15 protein-coding genes and 5 pseudogenes are annotated in these 17,203 nt (G+C 59.8%); 14 read left to right on the top strand and 6 right to left on the bottom strand.

Translation table 11 applies throughout. From position 1 onward, the window contains the following. Positions 1 to 109 (top strand): annotated as a pseudogene (locus QWJ46_RS31375) (phasin); the annotation flags it as partial. Between the two features lie 13 nt (positions 110 to 122). On the opposite strand, the gene QWJ46_RS30055 reads toward QWJ46_RS31375, so the two are convergent. Further along, entirely contained in the window at positions 123 to 353 is a 231-nt protein-coding gene (locus tag QWJ46_RS30055) for an NAD(P) transhydrogenase subunit alpha (RefSeq protein WP_225880318.1), read from the bottom strand. A 478-nt stretch (positions 354 to 831) separates the two neighbouring features. On the opposite strand from QWJ46_RS30055, the gene hemN reads away from it, so the two are divergent. Further along, positions 832 to 2,184 carry an oxygen-independent coproporphyrinogen III oxidase gene (hemN, locus tag QWJ46_RS30050; protein ID WP_004674397.1) on the top strand — a complete coding sequence of 451 codons (1,353 nt, stop codon included), beginning with the start codon at positions 832 to 834 and terminating at the stop codon, positions 2,182 to 2,184. 965 nt (positions 2,185 to 3,149) lie between these two features. On the opposite strand, the gene QWJ46_RS30045 is transcribed toward hemN, so the two are convergent. Both QWJ46_RS30045 and QWJ46_RS30040 read right to left on the bottom strand, forming a co-directional pair. Further along, positions 3,150 to 3,593, bottom strand: coding sequence for a pseudoazurin (locus QWJ46_RS30045; RefSeq protein WP_004674399.1), 444 nt, complete (start codon positions 3,591 to 3,593; stop codon positions 3,150 to 3,152). A 306-nt stretch (positions 3,594 to 3,899) separates the two neighbouring features. Beyond that, a pseudogene (locus tag QWJ46_RS30040) lies at positions 3,900 to 4,617 on the bottom strand (cyclic nucleotide-binding domain-containing protein); the annotation flags it as partial. Between the two features lie 241 nt (positions 4,618 to 4,858). On the opposite strand from QWJ46_RS30040, the gene ccoN reads away from it, so the two are divergent. From ccoN to QWJ46_RS29990, 10 genes are all read left to right on the top strand, one after another. Further along, positions 4,859 to 6,481, top strand: coding sequence for a cytochrome-c oxidase, cbb3-type subunit I (ccoN, locus tag QWJ46_RS30035; RefSeq protein WP_004674403.1), 1,623 nt, complete (start codon positions 4,859 to 4,861; stop codon positions 6,479 to 6,481). Between the two features lie 8 nt (positions 6,482 to 6,489). Continuing rightward, positions 6,490 to 7,224 carry a cytochrome-c oxidase, cbb3-type subunit II gene (gene ccoO / locus QWJ46_RS30030; protein WP_004674404.1) on the top strand — a complete coding sequence of 245 codons (735 nt, stop codon included), beginning with the start codon at positions 6,490 to 6,492 and terminating at the stop codon, positions 7,222 to 7,224. An 8-nt stretch (positions 7,225 to 7,232) separates the two neighbouring features. After that, positions 7,233 to 7,385: a cbb3-type cytochrome c oxidase subunit 3 gene (locus QWJ46_RS30025; protein WP_004674411.1), complete on the top strand. Its 153-nt coding sequence runs from the start codon at positions 7,233 to 7,235 to the stop codon at positions 7,383 to 7,385. Position 7,386: 1 nt separating this feature from the next. Continuing rightward, on the top strand, positions 7,387 to 8,250 hold the full coding sequence (gene ccoP / locus QWJ46_RS30020; protein WP_004674413.1) for a cytochrome-c oxidase, cbb3-type subunit III: 864 nt from the start codon (positions 7,387 to 7,389) through the stop codon (positions 8,248 to 8,250). 11 nt (positions 8,251 to 8,261) lie between these two features. Continuing rightward, the gene (locus tag QWJ46_RS30015) at positions 8,262 to 8,447 is read left to right on the top strand and encodes a hypothetical protein (RefSeq protein WP_004674416.1); all 186 of its coding nucleotides are present in this window, start codon (positions 8,262 to 8,264) and stop codon (positions 8,445 to 8,447) included. Between the two features lie 167 nt (positions 8,448 to 8,614). Further along, positions 8,615 to 10,189, top strand: a complete 1,575-nt coding sequence (gene ccoG / locus QWJ46_RS30010) for a cytochrome c oxidase accessory protein CcoG (protein WP_004674417.1) — start codon at positions 8,615 to 8,617, stop codon at positions 10,187 to 10,189. Next, a complete protein-coding gene (locus QWJ46_RS30005) occupies positions 10,186 to 10,671 on the top strand; it encodes a FixH family protein (protein ID WP_004674419.1) in 486 nt (161 codons plus the stop codon). Before ccoG ends, QWJ46_RS30005 begins: the two co-directional genes overlap by 4 nt. Then, the gene (locus QWJ46_RS30000) at positions 10,668 to 12,950 is read left to right on the top strand and encodes a cation-translocating P-type ATPase (protein ID WP_004674422.1); all 2,283 of its coding nucleotides are present in this window, start codon (positions 10,668 to 10,670) and stop codon (positions 12,948 to 12,950) included. Before QWJ46_RS30005 ends, QWJ46_RS30000 begins: the two co-directional genes overlap by 4 nt. After that, positions 12,947 to 13,105, top strand: coding sequence for a cbb3-type cytochrome oxidase assembly protein CcoS (gene ccoS / locus QWJ46_RS29995; protein WP_004674425.1), 159 nt, complete (start codon positions 12,947 to 12,949; stop codon positions 13,103 to 13,105). Before QWJ46_RS30000 ends, ccoS begins: the two co-directional genes overlap by 4 nt. Positions 13,106 to 13,136: 31 nt before the next feature. Further along, complete coding sequence (locus tag QWJ46_RS29990; RefSeq protein ID WP_004674428.1) at positions 13,137 to 13,802, top strand: Crp/Fnr family transcriptional regulator; 666 nt, start codon at positions 13,137 to 13,139, stop codon at positions 13,800 to 13,802. Between the two features lie 274 nt (positions 13,803 to 14,076). On the opposite strand, the gene QWJ46_RS29985 is transcribed toward QWJ46_RS29990, so the two are convergent. Then, positions 14,077 to 14,280, bottom strand: a complete 204-nt coding sequence (locus QWJ46_RS29985) for a hypothetical protein (protein WP_004674430.1) — start codon at positions 14,278 to 14,280, stop codon at positions 14,077 to 14,079. A 214-nt stretch (positions 14,281 to 14,494) separates the two neighbouring features. Then, the gene (locus QWJ46_RS29980; RefSeq protein ID WP_018247218.1) at positions 14,495 to 14,812 is read right to left on the bottom strand and encodes a hypothetical protein; all 318 of its coding nucleotides are present in this window, start codon (positions 14,810 to 14,812) and stop codon (positions 14,495 to 14,497) included. A 118-nt stretch (positions 14,813 to 14,930) separates the two neighbouring features. Here QWJ46_RS29980 and QWJ46_RS29975 point away from each other — a divergent pair. Beyond that, positions 14,931 to 15,875, top strand: a pseudogene (locus tag QWJ46_RS29975) (IS630 family transposase). 140 nt (positions 15,876 to 16,015) lie between these two features. Here the strand turns inward: QWJ46_RS29975 and QWJ46_RS29970 are convergent. Then, a pseudogene (locus tag QWJ46_RS29970) lies at positions 16,016 to 16,385 on the bottom strand (nodulation protein NodZ); the annotation flags it as partial. Positions 16,386 to 16,516: 131 nt separating this feature from the next. Here QWJ46_RS29970 and QWJ46_RS29965 point away from each other — a divergent pair. Beyond that, positions 16,517 to 17,203, top strand: a pseudogene (locus tag QWJ46_RS29965) (IS3-like element ISRel21 family transposase); the annotation flags it as partial.

Here is a 17,203-nt window from a genome sequence, read left to right as displayed (position 1 = left end):
GCAGCACGCCAAGGAAGTCCGGGTGCTCTCAAGCAGGGCGGTGGAGGAAATCTCAAAGCCGGTCAAGGATGCTTTTGACAAGGTGCTGACGGACCTCAAGGCGACGTAAAACTGAGGAGACCCTAGAAATACCGCGCGGTGATCTGCCCGGTGAAGAAACACCTGAAGTTCGCACTCGCTTCGATGACCGCCCGGTAACCCCGATCTTTCCCATTCATCTTCTGTGCACGGCTGATGCGCGGGACCATGTCTATGGCGCTTATATTCGCGCCCGAATGCAGAGCCCGCTTGAGCAACTCATTGTTGGCTGCGGGATAGAAGAAAGCGATTAGCGTCTTTTCAGGCGACAGCAGGGCGACCTCATTGATCGAGGCGCACCTTGACGATCACGTCGGCGGCCGCGGCGAGGGCCTGTGGAATTGGAAAACGACCACGACTTCCGCGTTTCGGTAGGCTTCGCTCGAGATTCCCGCCGTTAGGCCGGCACCAGTTCCACTGGCGATCAACAAACTATCGCCGGGGGCCAGCGCATGGAGCGAGCCGAAACCGTGGGATGGCTCGACCGGCGACAGCACGCGGACACCAATTTGTTTCACCCGTTTTGCGTATCAGTCATTCTTGCTCATTTCCTTGTGGCACGTCTCTTCGAACAGCCGGGACCGCGGCTCGACCCATGTCAGAACGAGATGTTAGGCGGGTTCGAAAGTGCTGACTTTCACAGCGGACAAAGATCCGGCTGATTCTGGCCTGAGACGTCATCATTGATTTGGGACAAGGAAGCCGGCGCGGCCGGAGGTCATAAAGCATCCTGTTTTGAAAAGGGATGCGAAAATGTCTGATGATCTGATCGCCAAATACGGCGATGCGCGGATTCCGCGTTATACGAGTTACCCGACGGCGGCGGCTTTTTCTGCAGCCGTGGGGCCGGATGAATATGCCGGCAATCTCGCCCATATCGCCGCGGCTGGCCCGGTTTCGGTTTATCTCCACGTCCCGTTCTGCCGTTCGATATGCTGGTACTGCGGCTGCCACACGACCATCACCCGGCAAGACGCTCCGGTCGCCGACTATCTCGACGTGATGAAGGAAGAGATCGAGCTCGTCTCTTTTGCGGCCGGAAACGACGTGCCCGTCAAGTACGTGCATTTCGGCGGCGGCACGCCGTCGGTCATGAAGCCGCAGGAATTTTCGGCTCTAATGGCAAAGCTCAGGAGTGCCTTCACGTTTGAAGCGAAAGCCGGCGTCGCAGTCGAGATCGACCCTCGCACATTGGTCGCCCCCATGATCGATGCGCTCGCCGAAAACGGCGTCGACCGCGCAAGCCTCGGCGTCCAGAGCTACGATCCGATCGTGCAGGCCGGTATCAAGCGGCTGCAATCCTTTGAGCAGACGGAAAGGGCGGTCGCCGGGTTGCGCTCAGCAGGCGTCAGCAGCATCAACTTCGACCTAATTTATGGCCTTCCGAAACAGACTGTCCAATCTTGCATCGAGACGGTCCGGCTGGCTGCAGAACTGCGTCCCGAACGTTTCGCCGTTTTCGGTTACGCTCACATACCCGCTTTTAAGAAACATCAGCGCCTGATCGACGAAGCATCGCTGCCGGACGCAAAACAGCGGAACGAGCAGGCGGAAGTGATCGCCGAGGAGCTCCAGAAGGCCGGATATCTGCGCATTGGGCTCGATCATTTTGCACTGCCGAACGATCAGTTGGCGCTCGCCGCGCGCAACAGAACGCTGAGGAGAAACTTCCAGGGCTATACCACGGATGATTGCGATAGCCTGATCGGCCTCGGCGCATCTGCGATCGGGCGGCTGCCGGCCGGCTATATGCAGAACCACGTGCCTCTCGGCCTCTATGCCGAGCGAATTGCCTTCGGGGTGCTGCCGACCGCCAAGGGATATCTTCTCAGCGAGGAGGACAAGCTTCGGGCGAGGGTCATCGAGAGGCTGATGTGCGATTTCGAAGCCGATCTCGGCCAGTTGAGCAGCGGATCGGGTTTCGACACCGGCTTCCTTGTCGAGCGCAACGACCGTCTCGGCGAGCTCATGGCCGACGGCGTCGTGACGATCAGCGGTGAGCGGATTGTCGTATGCGAGGAGGCGCGCTTCATGGTCCGTGCAGTCGCGGCGGCATTCGACGCCTATTTTAGCTCGCACGGGCACACGCACAGCAAGGCAGCCTAGTACTTGTCGCCGGAAGTGTGCATCGGTTCCGGCGACACGAAACGCATCAAAGGCCGCGCGAGAAGACATCGAGTTCCCGTTTCTCGATCGAGGACCCTGCAGTTATCTTCCCAGGAGTCCCGTCGACAACGGCACGTCGAGGAGGATCGACGTCGCAAGTTCGTGTGAAGCAGGGCGGGCGCACTCACAAATACGGTCATCGGGCCGCCCTGTCACAAGTAGATGGGCGCCCGTATCACCGCCTGGACGTCGAGGTCGTTATCGTCGAGCTTTTCGGCTCATTCAAATACAGCTCGATCTCGGCAGGCCCCGGCCCAGGGTATCGTTGGCGACTGACGTCGAACCTTTAAGGTGGCGTGGGCAAGCGCCGGTCCGCAGAGTTGTGCCCATCGCGATTATGGCGGCCGCGCAGGCGCCTGAAGGAGCCTTTTCGCGAGGTGAGCTACCGAGCGCCACATGATCGACGGCTCTCGCCCTCTCACGAACGCGGTTGTTCGAGCACGTCGAAGGACGAGGCAGGGGTCTCCTAGTTGTAGGACTTGCCTGCCGCGGGGATTTCGATCAAACGTTCGACGGCGCCTTCCGTGCAATTCTTGGGTAACCAGAACGAGACCCCGGGTTTTGGCTGGCATCTCCTTCGCGACTGCCGCGCAAAAAAACGACCTCGTTATATTCGTCGTCAGCGAGATTGCCGCCGGGCTAGTGATCTTGCCCACGCGTTCCTTCACAGGTCTGCCGTGCAGATCATAGCTCTTTTCACAGGCCACATTCACTTTCTCGACGGTCCCACCAGGTTTCGGCATCGGCTTTGCCGACAACCGTGTCCGACCACTGCCTTGGACGTCTTGCCTGACAGCGCCTGGCTCTGCTCGATGCTCACTGAGCATCAGCTGCTCCTGGCGAGGCAAACAGCTGCCACGAAAGCCATCGTCATGGGCTGCGCGGTCATCCGCACCTGCTGTGTCTCACTGGGTGATGTTTGTGAGGTCGGCATCGAGCCGCTTGCGCACCATGTTCGGCACCTTTGCAGTCTTGATCGCTTCGAGATTGGGCGGACTGTCACCCACCTGGATCAGGGCAACCATGCCCATGCCGGAATGTGGGGTGCATTTCAGGACATAGACGCCTGGAACATCGAATTTCGCGCGATATAGCTCATTCGGCTTTGACTTGAAGTCGGCAACGCCATCCGGAATGAGGCCTTTGAAGGTTTCGACGTTGTGGCCCTTGTCGGTGGGGATGAAGGTGACGGTGTCGCCGGGGGCGATCTTCAGGAAGCCAGGCTCGAACACCATCGCGCCTTCCGTGCCTTTGTTGAGCATCCGAACCTGGTGGTCGGCCGCCATCAACGGCGCTGCCGAAACAATCAAGGCTGCCGCTGCAGCGATCAGACCGAATTTTAACCGCATTTGCAAGCTCCTTTTCTGCGAGACCCAATCAGCCTCATGAATGTGTCTTAGCAGATGCCGGAATTGGGCTCTTTGACGCCCGTCAAATTCGGGGAAAAAAGGCAGAAGGTCCCAATTTTTGCCTGCTTGCCCAGCGCCCTTGCGAGGGACATGGCAGCCTGCAAGCGATGTAGGAATCACCGAAGGACAAGCACGCTCGGCGAACGTCGGCGCTGCTGAACAGCTTAGGATTGCCGTGACTGAGCTCATATCGCGTCGAGAAGTTCGCGGAGGGCATGAATGTCGATCCCGCGGCTTGTCGCGTGTGTTGAGGTTTACCCTCTGACAGAAATCCTCGGAAAAATCATCAGTGTCGCCCGATAACCGTACCAGCGGGCAAGATTGACGTTCCGCAGGTCGTGCCTGCCCTCGGGAATAACGATGTTGCGCGACGCAAGTTTCGTAACGGTGTGGGCCAGGGTCTCAATGGTCAGGCCGAGATGATCCGCAATGTCTTGACGATTCATGGAAACGCGCAACGGACCTTGGCGGACGCGGGTTGCGCCGGAATGCAAGCTTCACGATGAAGCTGCAGGGGCGCTCCTCGGCGTTCTTCTTCGGCAACAGCACCATCTGTTCATGCGAAGCGGCCGCCTCCTGCCAGAGCAACGAGAGCTAGGTCGAGCGAGCGCATTAGACCGAGCGACTTCCCCGTGGAAACTCATGTGCGATATCCGGCGGATCTTGCATTTCGTGACGGCCTCAGCCGTAAATAGGAAATCGTTTTGCAGCGACGCGCCGTTGAGATCGCCGGCGAATTGAAGAGCGATTATCACCCGACGATCTTTCGCCGATGATACGAAGCAGGCGCACGACACCTTCTTCCACCTGGACAAGATGGTTGCTTATCACCCTCCCACCAAATCGCCTTACCGGCTGCGACGGCCTCGGCCGCCGAGCCTACGAACAGCGAAGAGAGGGATTGGCCGGCATGTATGGCTTCGCGCCCCTTCGCGCCATTGTCGAACGCGTGGTTGTTCTGCACAGCATCTTCATCGCCCCTTGTGGCAGTGGGTGCGGTAGAAAGCAGCTGCGTCACACGGGAGTAAGCGGGCGGTGCCAAAGGGGGAAGTTTGCAACAGAGTGTAACAACGTCGGTTCGTCCACCGCTTCCAGTCCGCTTGTTGATGTAGATCAAGGAGCCGTTCCCGTCTTCGTGACAGTCCTGCCTCGAAATCCGAGAAAGCCGGCCGCGAGGCGGTCGTCTGCGCACTGGAGACGACATCATGAATTACACGACAGAAACGATGGTGATCGCGGTCGCAGCGTTTCTGGCGCTGCTCGCGGCCGCATTCGCGCACGATCATCTGTTTGCAGTCCATATGGGTATACTTTGCCTCTGCCTGGTTGCGGGAACGCTGCTGCTTGTCAGAAACGCAGAGTTTTCGCCGACGGGCCAACAGCGCAAAACAGAGCTTACGGGCTATTGCGACGAGGTAATCCGCTACGGCCTGATCGCTACGGTGTTCTGGGGCGTCGTCGGCTTCCTCGTCGGCGTGATCATCGCGCTGCAGCTCGCCTTTCCCGACCTCAACATCGCGCCCTATTGGAATTTCGGAAGATTGCGGCCGGTTCACACATCGGCGGTGATCTTCGCCTTCGGCGGCAACGCGCTGATCATGACATCCTTCTATGTGGTGCAACGCACCTGTCGCGCGCGTCTCTTCGGAGGAACACTCGCCTGGTTCGTCTTCTGGGGCTACCAGCTGTTCATCGTGATGGCTGCGACCGGCTACGTGATCGGCATCAATCAGTCGCGCGAATATGCCGAGCCCGAATGGTACGTCGACCTGTGGCTTACCATCGTCTGGGTCGCCTATCTGGCCGTCTATCTCGGAACGATCCTGAAGCGCAAAGAGCCGCATATCTACGTGGCAAACTGGTTCTATCTCAGCTTCATAGTCACCATTGCGATGCTGCATGTGGTCAACAACCTCGCTGTTCCGGCGTCGTTCCTCGGCTCCAAGAGCTATTCTCTCTTCTCCGGCGTCCAGGATGCACTCACCCAATGGTGGTACGGCCACAACGCCGTCGGCTTCTTCCTCACCGCCGGCTTCCTGGGGATGATGTACTATTTTGTGCCGAAGCAGGCCAACCGGCCGGTTTATTCCTACCGGCTGTCGATCATCCACTTCTGGGCCCTGATCTTCATGTATATCTGGGCCGGCCCGCATCATCTGCATTACACGGCGCTGCCTGACTGGGCGCAGACGCTCGGAATGGTCTTCTCCGTCATGCTCTGGATGCCCTCCTGGGGCGGCATGATCAACGGTTTGATGACCCTTTCGGGCGCCTGGGACAAAATTCGCACCGACCCGATCATCCGGATGATGATCGTCGCCATCGCATTTTATGGGATGTCGACCTTCGAAGGCCCGATGATGTCGATAAAGGCTGTCAATTCGCTCAGCCACTATACCGAATGGACGATCGGTCACGTGCATTCCGGAGCACTTGGCTGGGTGGGTATGATCACCTTCGGGGCGATATACTACCTGACGCCGAAACTGTGGGGGCGCGAGCGCCTCTACAGCCTGCGGATGGTCAACTGGCACTTCTGGCTCGCGACGCTCGGGATCGTGATCTACGCCGCGGTGCTCTGGGTCGCGGGCATCCAGCAGGGGCTGATGTGGCGAGAATACAATTCCCAGGGCTTCCTCGTCTATTCCTTCGCTGAAACGGTCGCGGCGATGATCCCCTATTACGTGCTGCGTGCCGTCGGCGGAGCACTCTACCTAGCGGGTGGCCTCGTCATGGCCTGGAACGTGTTCATGACGATCCGCGGCCACCTGCGCGACGAAGCGCCAATCCCGACCAGTTTGGTGCCCCAGGCACAGCCTGCCGAGTGAGGTGAGACATGGCATCGTTACTTGATAAACATAAGACCCTCGAGAAGAACGCGACGCTTCTTCTGGTCGGCTCGCTGCTGGTCGTCAGCATTGGCGGCATCGTTGAAATCGCACCGCTGTTCTACCTGCAGAACACGATCGAAAAAGTGGAAGGCATGCGGCCCTACACGCCGCTAGAGCTCGCCGGACGGAACATCTACATCCGTGAAGGCTGCTATCTCTGCCACAGCCAGATGATCCGGCCGTTCCGTGATGAGGTCGAACGTTACGGCCATTATTCGCTCGCCGCGGAATCGATGTACGACCACCCGTTCCAATGGGGATCCAAGCGGACAGGGCCCGATCTGGCCCGCGTCGGGGGGCGTTACTCGAACGAATGGCACGTCCAGCATCTCGCAAATCCGCGGGCCGTGGTGCCGGAATCAATCATGCCGAGCTACGCCTTCCTCGAAGAGAAGGAGGTGACGGTCAGGAGTATCGGAGAGGACCTCAAGGCCAATGAGGACGTGGGCGTGCCTTACAGCGACGACATGCTGGCGAATGCCGAGGCCGACATGAGAGCCCAGGCCGATCCGAACGCGGACACGGCGGCTCTACTCAAGCGCTACCCAAATGCGAATGTCGGCGATCTCGACGGCGATCCAACCCGGCTGACCGAGATGGACGCGCTGGTGTCCTACCTGCAGATGCTCGGAACGCTGGTTAATTTCTCGACCTATGACGACGCGACCGGCTACCGGTGAGGTGATCCATGGAAACTTACACTGCAATGAGACACTTCTCCGACAGCTGGGGCCTCCTGGCAATGGCCGCATTCTTCGTCGGCGCGGTCATGCTCACCCTTCGCCCAGGTAGCAAGCAGACGGCCAAAGATGCCGCCGATATTCCCTTGAAGGACGATTGAGATGTCGCAAAAGCATATCGATGAACTGAGCGGCGTCGAAACGACGGGTCATGAATGGGACGGCATCCAAGAGCTCAACAATCCCATGCCGCGCTGGTGGATCTGGACCTTCTACGTGACGATCCTCTGGGCGATCGGCTACGCCATCGCTTACCCGGCCATCCCGATGATCACTTCCGCCACTAACGGCTATCTCGGTTATTCAACGCGCGCCGAGCTGCAGCAGGACCTCAATCTCGCTAAGTCATCGCAGACGGAGTTCCATGACCTGATCGCTGCCAAGACAGTGGAGGAGATCGACGCGGATCCTGCTCTTCGTAAATTCGCGATCGCTGGCGGCGCATCCGCTTTCAAGGTGAACTGCGCGCCCTGCCATGGATCGGGAGCGAGCGGCGGTCCGGGGTTTCCGAATCTCAACGACGACGACTGGCTGTGGGGCGGGGATCTGAATGCCATCCAGGCCACGATCTCTCATGGCATCCGCTTCGACGGCGATACGGATAGCCATTCCTCCGAAATGCCGCCCTTTGCCGGTGTTCTGGAGCCCATCCAGATGAAGCAGGTCGCCGCCTTTGTCTGGGGGCTGACCAATACGCCCTCGGATGTCGGTCTGGCGGCGGCCGGAAAACAGGTTTTCTTCGACAATTGCGCCCCATGTCACGGCGAGGACGCCAAAGGAAAGGTGGAAATGGGTGCGCCGGATCTCGCCGACGCAATCTGGCTGAAGTCGCGGGGTGAAGACGCCATCCTTCGTCAGGTTGCCTCTCCCAAACATGGCGTAATGCCTGCCTGGGCAGCGCGCCTGGGGGACACAACGGTAAACGAGCTTACTATTTTCGTTCATGCGCTCGGCGGCGGCACGTAAGGAGAAAAGACATGACAGCCCACGACCGCAATCCGATCCTCCCTCTCTACGGCGCGCCGCGTGCTGTTATCCGATCGCGTGTCTCAGCCCGCGCCCAACAGATGCCTGCGTCTTCGGAGCAGGACGACCCGGCAAAAATCGGCAATTCGATGGTGAGTTTGATCTGCCTCAAAGACCACAAGCAGACGAGCCGATAGTTTCAGCTCCTGTGGAGGACGTCCCAGCGGTTTCTCCGCCGCTGTCCTCCGGCCACGCCCTTACTCTGGGGCGTGGCCTTTTCGCTTCTGCACGGTCGTTCTTGATCTGCATCAAGGAACGGATCCGCCACGGCTGGGAAAAGAGTGGTGAAAATCGGACAGGTCCTATGAATCTCTATACCCGCCCTAATCTAAATGACATTGACCACGTTCGCGTCGAACCCGTCAACGCCCGGCGCAACCGCCAGTCTCTCTATGCGCCGCGCAAGAAGATCTTTCCGAAACGAGCCGAAGGGCCCTTTCGCCGGTTCAAATGGGTCTTGATGCTGCTCACGCTTGGCACATATTACCTCGCGCCGTGGATTCGCTGGGACCGCGGTCCCTATGCGCCCAATCAGGCAATCCTCGTCGACCTCGCCTCGCGGCGCTTCTTCTTTTTCTTCATCGAGATCTGGCCGCAGGAATTCTACTATGTGGCGGGCCTGCTCGTCATGGCGGGCTTCGGCCTCTTTCTCCTCACCGCCGCTGTCGGCCGCGCCTGGTGTGGCTATGCCTGTCCGCAGACCGTCTGGGTCGATCTCTTTATCGTCGTCGAACGCGCCGTCGAAGGCGACCGAAACGCTCGGATGAAGCTCGATGCCGACCCCTTCACTTTCGACAAGCTCAGGAAGCGGGTGATCAAGCACGCGATCTGGTTGCTGATCGCCGTCGCCACGGGCGGAGCATGGATCTTCTATTTTGCCGACGCGCCGAGCCTGGCGGCTTCACTGTTTGACGGCAGCGCTCCTGCCGCTGCGTATGCCACGATCGCCACCCTGACCGCGACGACCTATGTGCTTGGCGGCCTCATGCGCGAACAGACATGCACCTATATGTGTCCGTGGCCGCGCATTCAGGGCGCGATGCTGGATGAGAATTCGCTTGTTGTCACCTACAACGACTGGCGGGGCGAGCAGCGGTCGCGCCATGGCAAGAAGGCTCAGGGTCTGCCGGTGGGCGATTGCGTGGACTGCAATGCCTGCGTCGCCGTCTGCCCGATGGGGATCGACATCCGCGACGGCCAGCAGATGGAATGCATCACATGCGCCCTCTGCATCGACGCCTGTGGCGGCGTCATGGACAAGCTCGGGAAGCCACACGGCCTGATCGCCTATGCGACGCTCAAGGAATATTCGAGCAACATGTCGCTTGCTACTGACGGAGGACGGACAGCCATCCAGCCCTCCAATGTCCGAAACGACGACGGAAGCTTCATGCCAGCTGTCCGGAATTTCGACTGGCGCATCATCTTCCGCCGAAGAATTGTCTTCTACGGTGTCGTCTGGGCATCGATCGGCGTCGCCATGGTCGTCCATCTCGCCTTACGCGATCGGCTCAGGCTCAACGTTATCCACGACCGGAACCCTCAATATGTTCTGGAAAGCGACGGCTCCATCCGAAACGGCTACACGCTGCATGTCCTCAACATGGTGCCGAAGCCGCGGGACGTGACCATCACCCTCGTCGGGCTGGAGGGGGGCACAATGCGCATTCCCGAGTTCGGCAGGCAGGATGCCCGCAGCTTCACCGCTCACGTCGAACCCGACGCGGCCACGACGCTCAAGGTCTTCGTCACGCGCGCCCCAGACGGGGCAGAGATCAACGAATTCCTCTTCGTCATCGAAGATATAGGTCAAGACGCAGGTCAAGCCGACCGGGCGAGCTATCGCGCCGCGTTCAACGCGCCGGGAGACGTGAAATGAAGACTTCTACTCAGGGCTTTACCGGCTTGCACGTGCTGCTTGCCACCTCGGCATTCTTCGCCGTAGTGATCGCCGTAAACGCCACCATGGCCTTCTATGCTGCGTCCAGCTGGAGTGGCATCGTCGTGGAAAACACCTATGTGGCCAGCCAGGAATTCAACACCAGGGCGGCAGCGATGAAGGCAATGGCCGCCTCCGGCGTCGAGGGCGCGCTCGTCGTTAAGGGCATCCAAATCCGTTACGACATCCACGACAAGGCCGGCACGCCTGCGATCATCGATGATGTCACGCTGAACTTCAAACGGCCCGTCGGCGATCATGAGGATTTCCGCGTGACGCTCCGGAAGACGGGCGAAGGGCGGTTCGAAGCCGATCACCAGGTTGTCGCCGGCGACTGGATCGTCGAGGCCATATCGAGAATGAACGGGGCGGTCGTCATGCATGAGGCCAAACGCTTCGACACCGCGGAGTTCCGCCAATGACCTGCTGCTCGATGGATGCGGAAAGCGTTCTCGGCCTCAGCGCGACATCCGCCAGCGCCGAGGAGGTATGCCTTGCAAGCCACCCGCTCGGGGCAGGGTTACGCCAGATCGACCTCAGCGTACCCGACGTCCACTGTGGCGGCTGCATATTGACCCTCGAAAAAGCGCTGTCGGCGCTTGCGTTCGTCAGGAAAGCCCGGGTCAATCTCACCGCCCGGCGTGTCACCTGCGTCTATCAGGAAGAGATCGAGGCGAAGGCGACCGATCCCTCCGAAATCCTCGCCGCGATCACCTTGGCCGGATACCGCGCCCATCTCATCACGTCGACAGCACCCGAAACCGACAGGATCCGGAACCAGCTACTGCTGGCGATTGGAGTTTCCGGCTTTGCGGCCGCCAACATCATGATGCTCTCGGTGTCGGTATGGTCGGGCGCCGATGCGGCCACGCGCGACATGTTTCACTGGATCTCGGCGATGATCGCGGCGCCGGCGCTGATTTATGGTGGACGCTTCTTCTTCAAATCGGCCTGGAGCGGGCTCAAGCGTAGGCGCACCAACATGGATGTTCCGATCTCGCTTGCAGTGACGCTGTCCTATGCGGTCTCCCTATGGGAAACCATGCACCATGGCGAACATGCCTGGTTCGACGCGTCGGTGTCTCTGCTGTTCTTCCTGCTGATCGGCAGAACCCTCGATCATGTAATGCGGGAAAAAGCCCGCGCCGCGATCAACGGGCTTGCCAGACTGGCGCCGCGCGGGGCGCAGCTGATGATGCCGGACGGGTCGCGGCACTACATCCCGGTCGAAGAGATCGCCGTCGGGGATAACATCGCGATTGCCGCCGGCCGACGCATTCCCGTCGATGGCATGATCGTCAGCGGCGAGAGCGATGTTGACCTCTCCATCGTCACCGGTGAAAGCAGCACGGTCGCCGTCGCCGCAGGCAGCGCGCTGAATTCGGGTGCGATGAACCTGACCGGTTCGCTCGTCCTGCGGGCGACCAAAGTGGCAAGGGATTCGCTTCTTTCCGAGATCATCGGCCTGATGGAAGCGGCCGAGGGCGGCAGGGCTCGTTATCGCCGGGTCGCCGATCGCGCCGCAGCACTTTATTCTCCCGCCGTGCACCTGTTGGCGCTGGCTTCCTTTCTCGCCTGGGGCTTGCTTGGGGGCGATTGGAAACAGGCCATGCTGGTCGCGGTCGCGGTGCTGATCATCACATGCCCCTGCGCATTGGGCCTTGCTGTACCGGTGGTCCAGGTGGTCGCCGCCGGCGAACTTTTCCGCAGGGGCATCGTGGTGAAGGACGGTTCGGCGCTCGAAAGACTGGCCGACGCGGACATGGTGGCCTTCGACAAGACCGGCACCCTGACGATGGGCCGGCCCCGCCTCGTCCGAAGCGACGCGATCGCGGGCAATAGCGCCATCGTTTGCGCAATGGCGGCGCATTCACGGCATCCGCTTTCCCAGGGTCTGGTGCGGGACATAGACATCTCTTACCCCTTCGCCTTCGACAGGGTCACGGAAATCGCCGGCGGGGGGCTGGAAGCCTGGAAAGGAGCGGACTTCTATCGGCTCGGCAACCGGGCCTTTGCCTGCGGAACCGGGCTCACGCCCGCGGGCGATACTCCGTTTTCGGAGGTGGTCCTGTCGAAAAACGGCGTCGATCTCGCCCGTTTCCTGTTTGACGACACGCTTCGTCCGGGCGCCGCCGAGGCTTTCCGCCAGCTCGCTGCAGCCGGTATCGAAACGCTGATAGTATCCGGCGACAGGCAGGCCGTCGTCGACAACACAGCGCGGGCTCTCGGTATCGGCAAAGCTCTGGGCGACCTGGCGCCGAAACAGAAGGTCGAGGAACTCCAGAGGCTGGGCGCCGAGGGCTATCGTGTGCTCATGGTCGGCGACGGGATCAACGACGCACCGGCGCTGGCCGCCGCGCAGGTCTCGATGGCGCCCGCAACCGCATCCGACGTCGGCAGGCAAGCTGCCGACCTTATCTTCTTCAACGATCGTCTCGATGCCGTTCCTGAGGCAATCGCCGTTGCGCGAAGATCCGCCAGCCTCATTCGACAGAACTTTGCTCTCGCCATCGGTTACAACGTGCTTGCGGTACCGATCGCAATCGCCGGCCTGGCAACGCCGCTGATAGCGGCGGTGGCCATGTCGACTTCGTCGATCATCGTCGTGACGAATGCGCTGCGATTAAATGCCTTCGGCAGGCGCCCCGGCCTACGGAGCGAGCCGCTTGCCGGCGGACGTGCGGAAGTTGAAACCACATGAACATGCTGATCTATCTGATGCCGATCGCACTGCTGATGGGGGGAATGGGTCTCCTGGCGTTCCTCTGGTCGCTGACGAGCCGCCAGTACGACGACCTTGAAGGAGCAGCTTGGCGAATCCTCGTCGAGGACGAAACCGATTGCAAAAGACCTTGAACCGCTCACGGCCGAAACGAAAGGAAGATCGATGCTATCGAGACATCCCATACTTTTGCGATCTGACCTGTTTCACGGCCTGGACAAAGCAAGGATAGAAGAACTGGCCGACACGGCTCAGTTCCAGATCTTCGCACCGGACGAGCGGATTATCGCCGAGGGCCAGCAGGCGTCGTTCGTCTATTGCGTGATGCGCGGCTTCGTGCGACTTTCGAAGTCGGAATCCGCGGGGCGCCAGGCAGATATCTGCATCTGCGAACCGGGCGAGACGTTCGGCGAATATCTCCTGTCGGGAGGCGGCTCCTACACCTACAGCGCATGGTCCGCCGACGGCGCAGAGGTCGCGTTGTTCGACCTTGTGGAGTTGCGGGCGCTTGCCGACCGGGACCCCGTCATGCGTCGCAACGTGATGCGCATCATGGCCCGGCATCTGCTCGGTGCCATGGATTGCATAGCGGGAGACCGGCTGCACACGGCTGCACAGCGTGTTGCGAATTACCTCGTCAGCCGCTGCCCGGCCTCAGCATCGCAGGCCACCTTTCGCCTGCCTTACCGGAAGAGAATTCTGGCCGGCAAACTGGGGGTTGCGCCCGAAGCCCTTTCGCGGGCTTTCGCTGCCCTCGGTCCTGCAGGGGTCGAAGTCAGAGGCAGGGTCGTCGTGGTCGACAGCGTCGACCTGCTGCGGAAGGCGTGCTGACCTCGGGGTAGGGCGATAACCGCGCCGGAATTCGACCGCCGTCAATGTGGCGATCGCTTGCTCCGTTATGGCCAGGCGCAAAATGTACCAGGACGTCATGCTCATCGGGATTGTTCTTGTCATCTCGACTGTTTTCATCGCTTGCTTCAGGCCTTGTCCGCATCAACGGTGGCGCTGACGACACATGCGGATACCGTCGGACTGGCGGGCTTAATAGGGAAGTGCAGACGAACGGGCGCAACGAGCACCAACATGCGACGGAGAGCGTCCGGCGTTATTCTTCGAGGAGCAGGGCCGTCGCGAGATAACCCATGCTGATGGTGCTTGCGAAGAGGTAGATGAACAGGCCCTGCGCGAGATAACTCTCAACCGTGCCTGCCGCGGCAAATCCATTTTGCCAAACGAAGAAGCCCACGGCGGATCCAATTGCGAACCCCGTCGCCAAACGCGTGAGCATGAACCTGATCATGCGAGGCATGGCACCACCTCAGACTTACTCATTACAAATGGCCGGGCAACGGGAATGGTGGCTGGCCAATTGAGTTTTGTCAACGACTGGCGCAAGCCGTCATGCAAGCAGCGGCGGGAGCCGGAGACTACAACAGTGCATCTTCTGTCTTTCGCAGCCGGCGTTATCACGCCTGCGAATGCGTCGAGGCTGAGGGAGTTGCGAGTTGCAAGGACGATGCGCGCTAAGGACCTAGCGCGGCGGCGGCTTCTGTGGTCGAGCGGTTTGCCAGACGTGTCGGGATGCGGGAATAAAGAACGGCTCCGGCCACGCCCACGACCGCATAGAGCACGAACATCAGCTTGATGGCAATCTGTCGACCAAGCCCGACGAACGCCCTCGCATCAGGCAGGGCGTCGGCTAAGGCGCCGACGAGGCTGTGGCGCGCGAACGTCCTCGTCCCATCGGAATCGCCGACGTGCGAGCTTGCTATGCCAATGATGCGGGTCGAGCGCGCGGTGCCGTTTCCACTCACCGAAGGCGCCCAATAGCTACCCTTCACAACAATGATCCAGCAAGCCTTTGGACGCGCTAGAGCAAGTCCTGCGATCGATGAATCGATTGTGATGTGACGGCGTCCATCGATGCTGATTCAAACATCCACAGAGAAGAGGTGGATGATGGGACAAGCACTGAGCGATGATCTTCGAATACGGGTTTTGAAAGCGTCTGCGGCCGGCATGTCGGCTCGACAGGCTGCGGCTCGTTTCGGAGTTGGGATTTCGACGGCGATCCGCTGGATTGCAAGAGCGAAAGAGGGTGAGTTAACTGCTCGGCCACAGGGCTGGAGACGACCTTCGGCAGTGGATGCACACGAGGAATTCGTTGTCGCGTTGATCAACGAGCGTAGGGATGTGACGCTCGATGAGATGGTTGAGCGCTTGTCCGTCGAGCGGCAGGTGAAGATCAGCCGCAGCGCACTTGGCGCTTGGCTTCGAGGCCGCGGATGGACCTTTGAAAAAAGACCGCCCACGCACTGGAGCAGGACCGGCCGGATGTCCTAAAGCGCCGGCGTGTCTGGTTCGACGGCCAACTGGATCTCGATCCAGAAAAGCTGATCTTCATCGACGAAACCGGCCTTTCGACCAAGATGGCACGGCTACGCGGACGTGCACTTCGAGGTGAGCGTTGCCGAGCTGGCGTGCCACATGGCCATTGGAAAACAACGACCTTTACCGGAGCGTTGCGCCTCACTGGGATGACCGCGCCGTTTGTCTACGATGGCGCCATGAACGGTAATTGTCTTCCTGGCTTACGTCGAACAGGTATTGGGGCCTACCCTGGAGATCGGCGACGTGGTGGTCATGGACAACCTACCGGCTCACAAGACAGCGGGTGTACGCGACGCCATCGAACGTGTCGGCGCCACGCTCATGTTCCTGCCCCCTTACAGCCCAGACTTCAATCCGATCGAGAACGCCTTCTCCAAACTGAAGGCGATGCTGCGAGGTCGGGCAGAGCGAAAGATTGACGCCCTCTGGGATGCAGTTGGCGCCCTGATACCCCGCTTCACCCCCGCAGAATGCGCCAATTGCTTCAAGGCTGCTGGATATGATCCGGATTGAACAGGATTTGCTCTAGACGCTAGGAGAGGATGCGCCCCCGCCTTGTCTCGTCGCGTGCTGCGCCCACATCGCGATCCAGTGAACACCTCTCCTCAATCCTGCGAGGGCGCCGAGAATTTGTTCAGCGGAGTGCCGGTTCATCAAGCCGGCTCATGCTCGGACGATTCATCAGTCAAGATCAAGCGAGTCGGATCTTTCAAGTCAAACTCAATAACACGTGGCACGAAGAGACGGGCATAGCGCGTGAAGGCGCTGGCCGGCGGAAAGCGAATTACCGTATCGCATCGGGCGAGAAGGTACATCTCTGTAAGAGCAGAGATACCGCCGTCCACTCCGAGCGATGCACTGTGTAATGGCCGGCCTGGGCCGCCTGAAAGCATTTCGGGATAGTGATTGATCGGGAAATACACCGAGTAAATGGTCCCGTACCTGCGCGCTGTCCGTACACAAGAAAACCATCACAGGGCGTCGATGCGGTATCGCTTTGGCCTTTTCGATGGCAGTGCACACTGACCTGCCACTGAGAATTTCCTCCAGAATGGATTAGAGTCCGGCCCATTGATCTGAACCCTTCAAACTGGACCAATTTTGGTTAGAGTTTTCCGGTGCATTTTCCTGGCTGGGAAAGGGACCAGAAGACGATGAAAGCGTCGCAGTTTTCGGACGCTCAGAAGGCGTTCATTCTGAAGCAAGGTGATGAAGGCGTGTCGGTTGCTGAAATCTGCAGGAAGGCGGGGATCAGCCAGGCGACTTATTTCAACTGGAAGAAAAAATACGCGGGCATGCTGCCACCGGAGATGAAGAGGCTGAAACAGCTCGAGGACGAGAATTCGCGCCTGAAGAAGATCGTCGCGGATCTGACGCTGGACCGCGAGATGTTGCAGGATGTCATCCGCCGAAAGCTCTAAGGCCTGCTCGGAAGCGGGAGATGGTGAAAGGCATGTGCTGCGATTGGGCGATCTCGATCCGACGTGCTTGTGGAGCGTTGAACTTCGATCGATCAACTCACCACTATACCTCTCGCCGTGCTGATCAGGCCGGTCTGGAACGTCGTATTCGCGAGATCTGCGAGATCCGTGTGCGGTACGGCTATCGCCGCGTGCATGTGCTGTTGGAACGCGAGGGTTGGGGCACCAACATCAAGCGAACCTACCGCATTTACAGGGACTTGGGGCTACAGTTGCGGAACAAGACACCGAAGCGGGGGGTAAAAGCCAAGCTTCGCGAGGATCGGCACATGGCCGTCGGACCCAACGACGTCTGGGCGATGGACTTCGTTCACGACCAACTCGCAACGGGTAAGAAACTGCGCGTGCTGACGGTGGTCG

Source organism: Rhizobium sp. CBN3 (assembly GCF_030518245.1).
GTDB classification, from domain to species: Bacteria; Pseudomonadota; Alphaproteobacteria; order Rhizobiales; family Rhizobiaceae; genus Rhizobium; species Rhizobium aethiopicum_A.
This window is presented reverse-complemented; position numbering and strand designations above follow the sequence as displayed.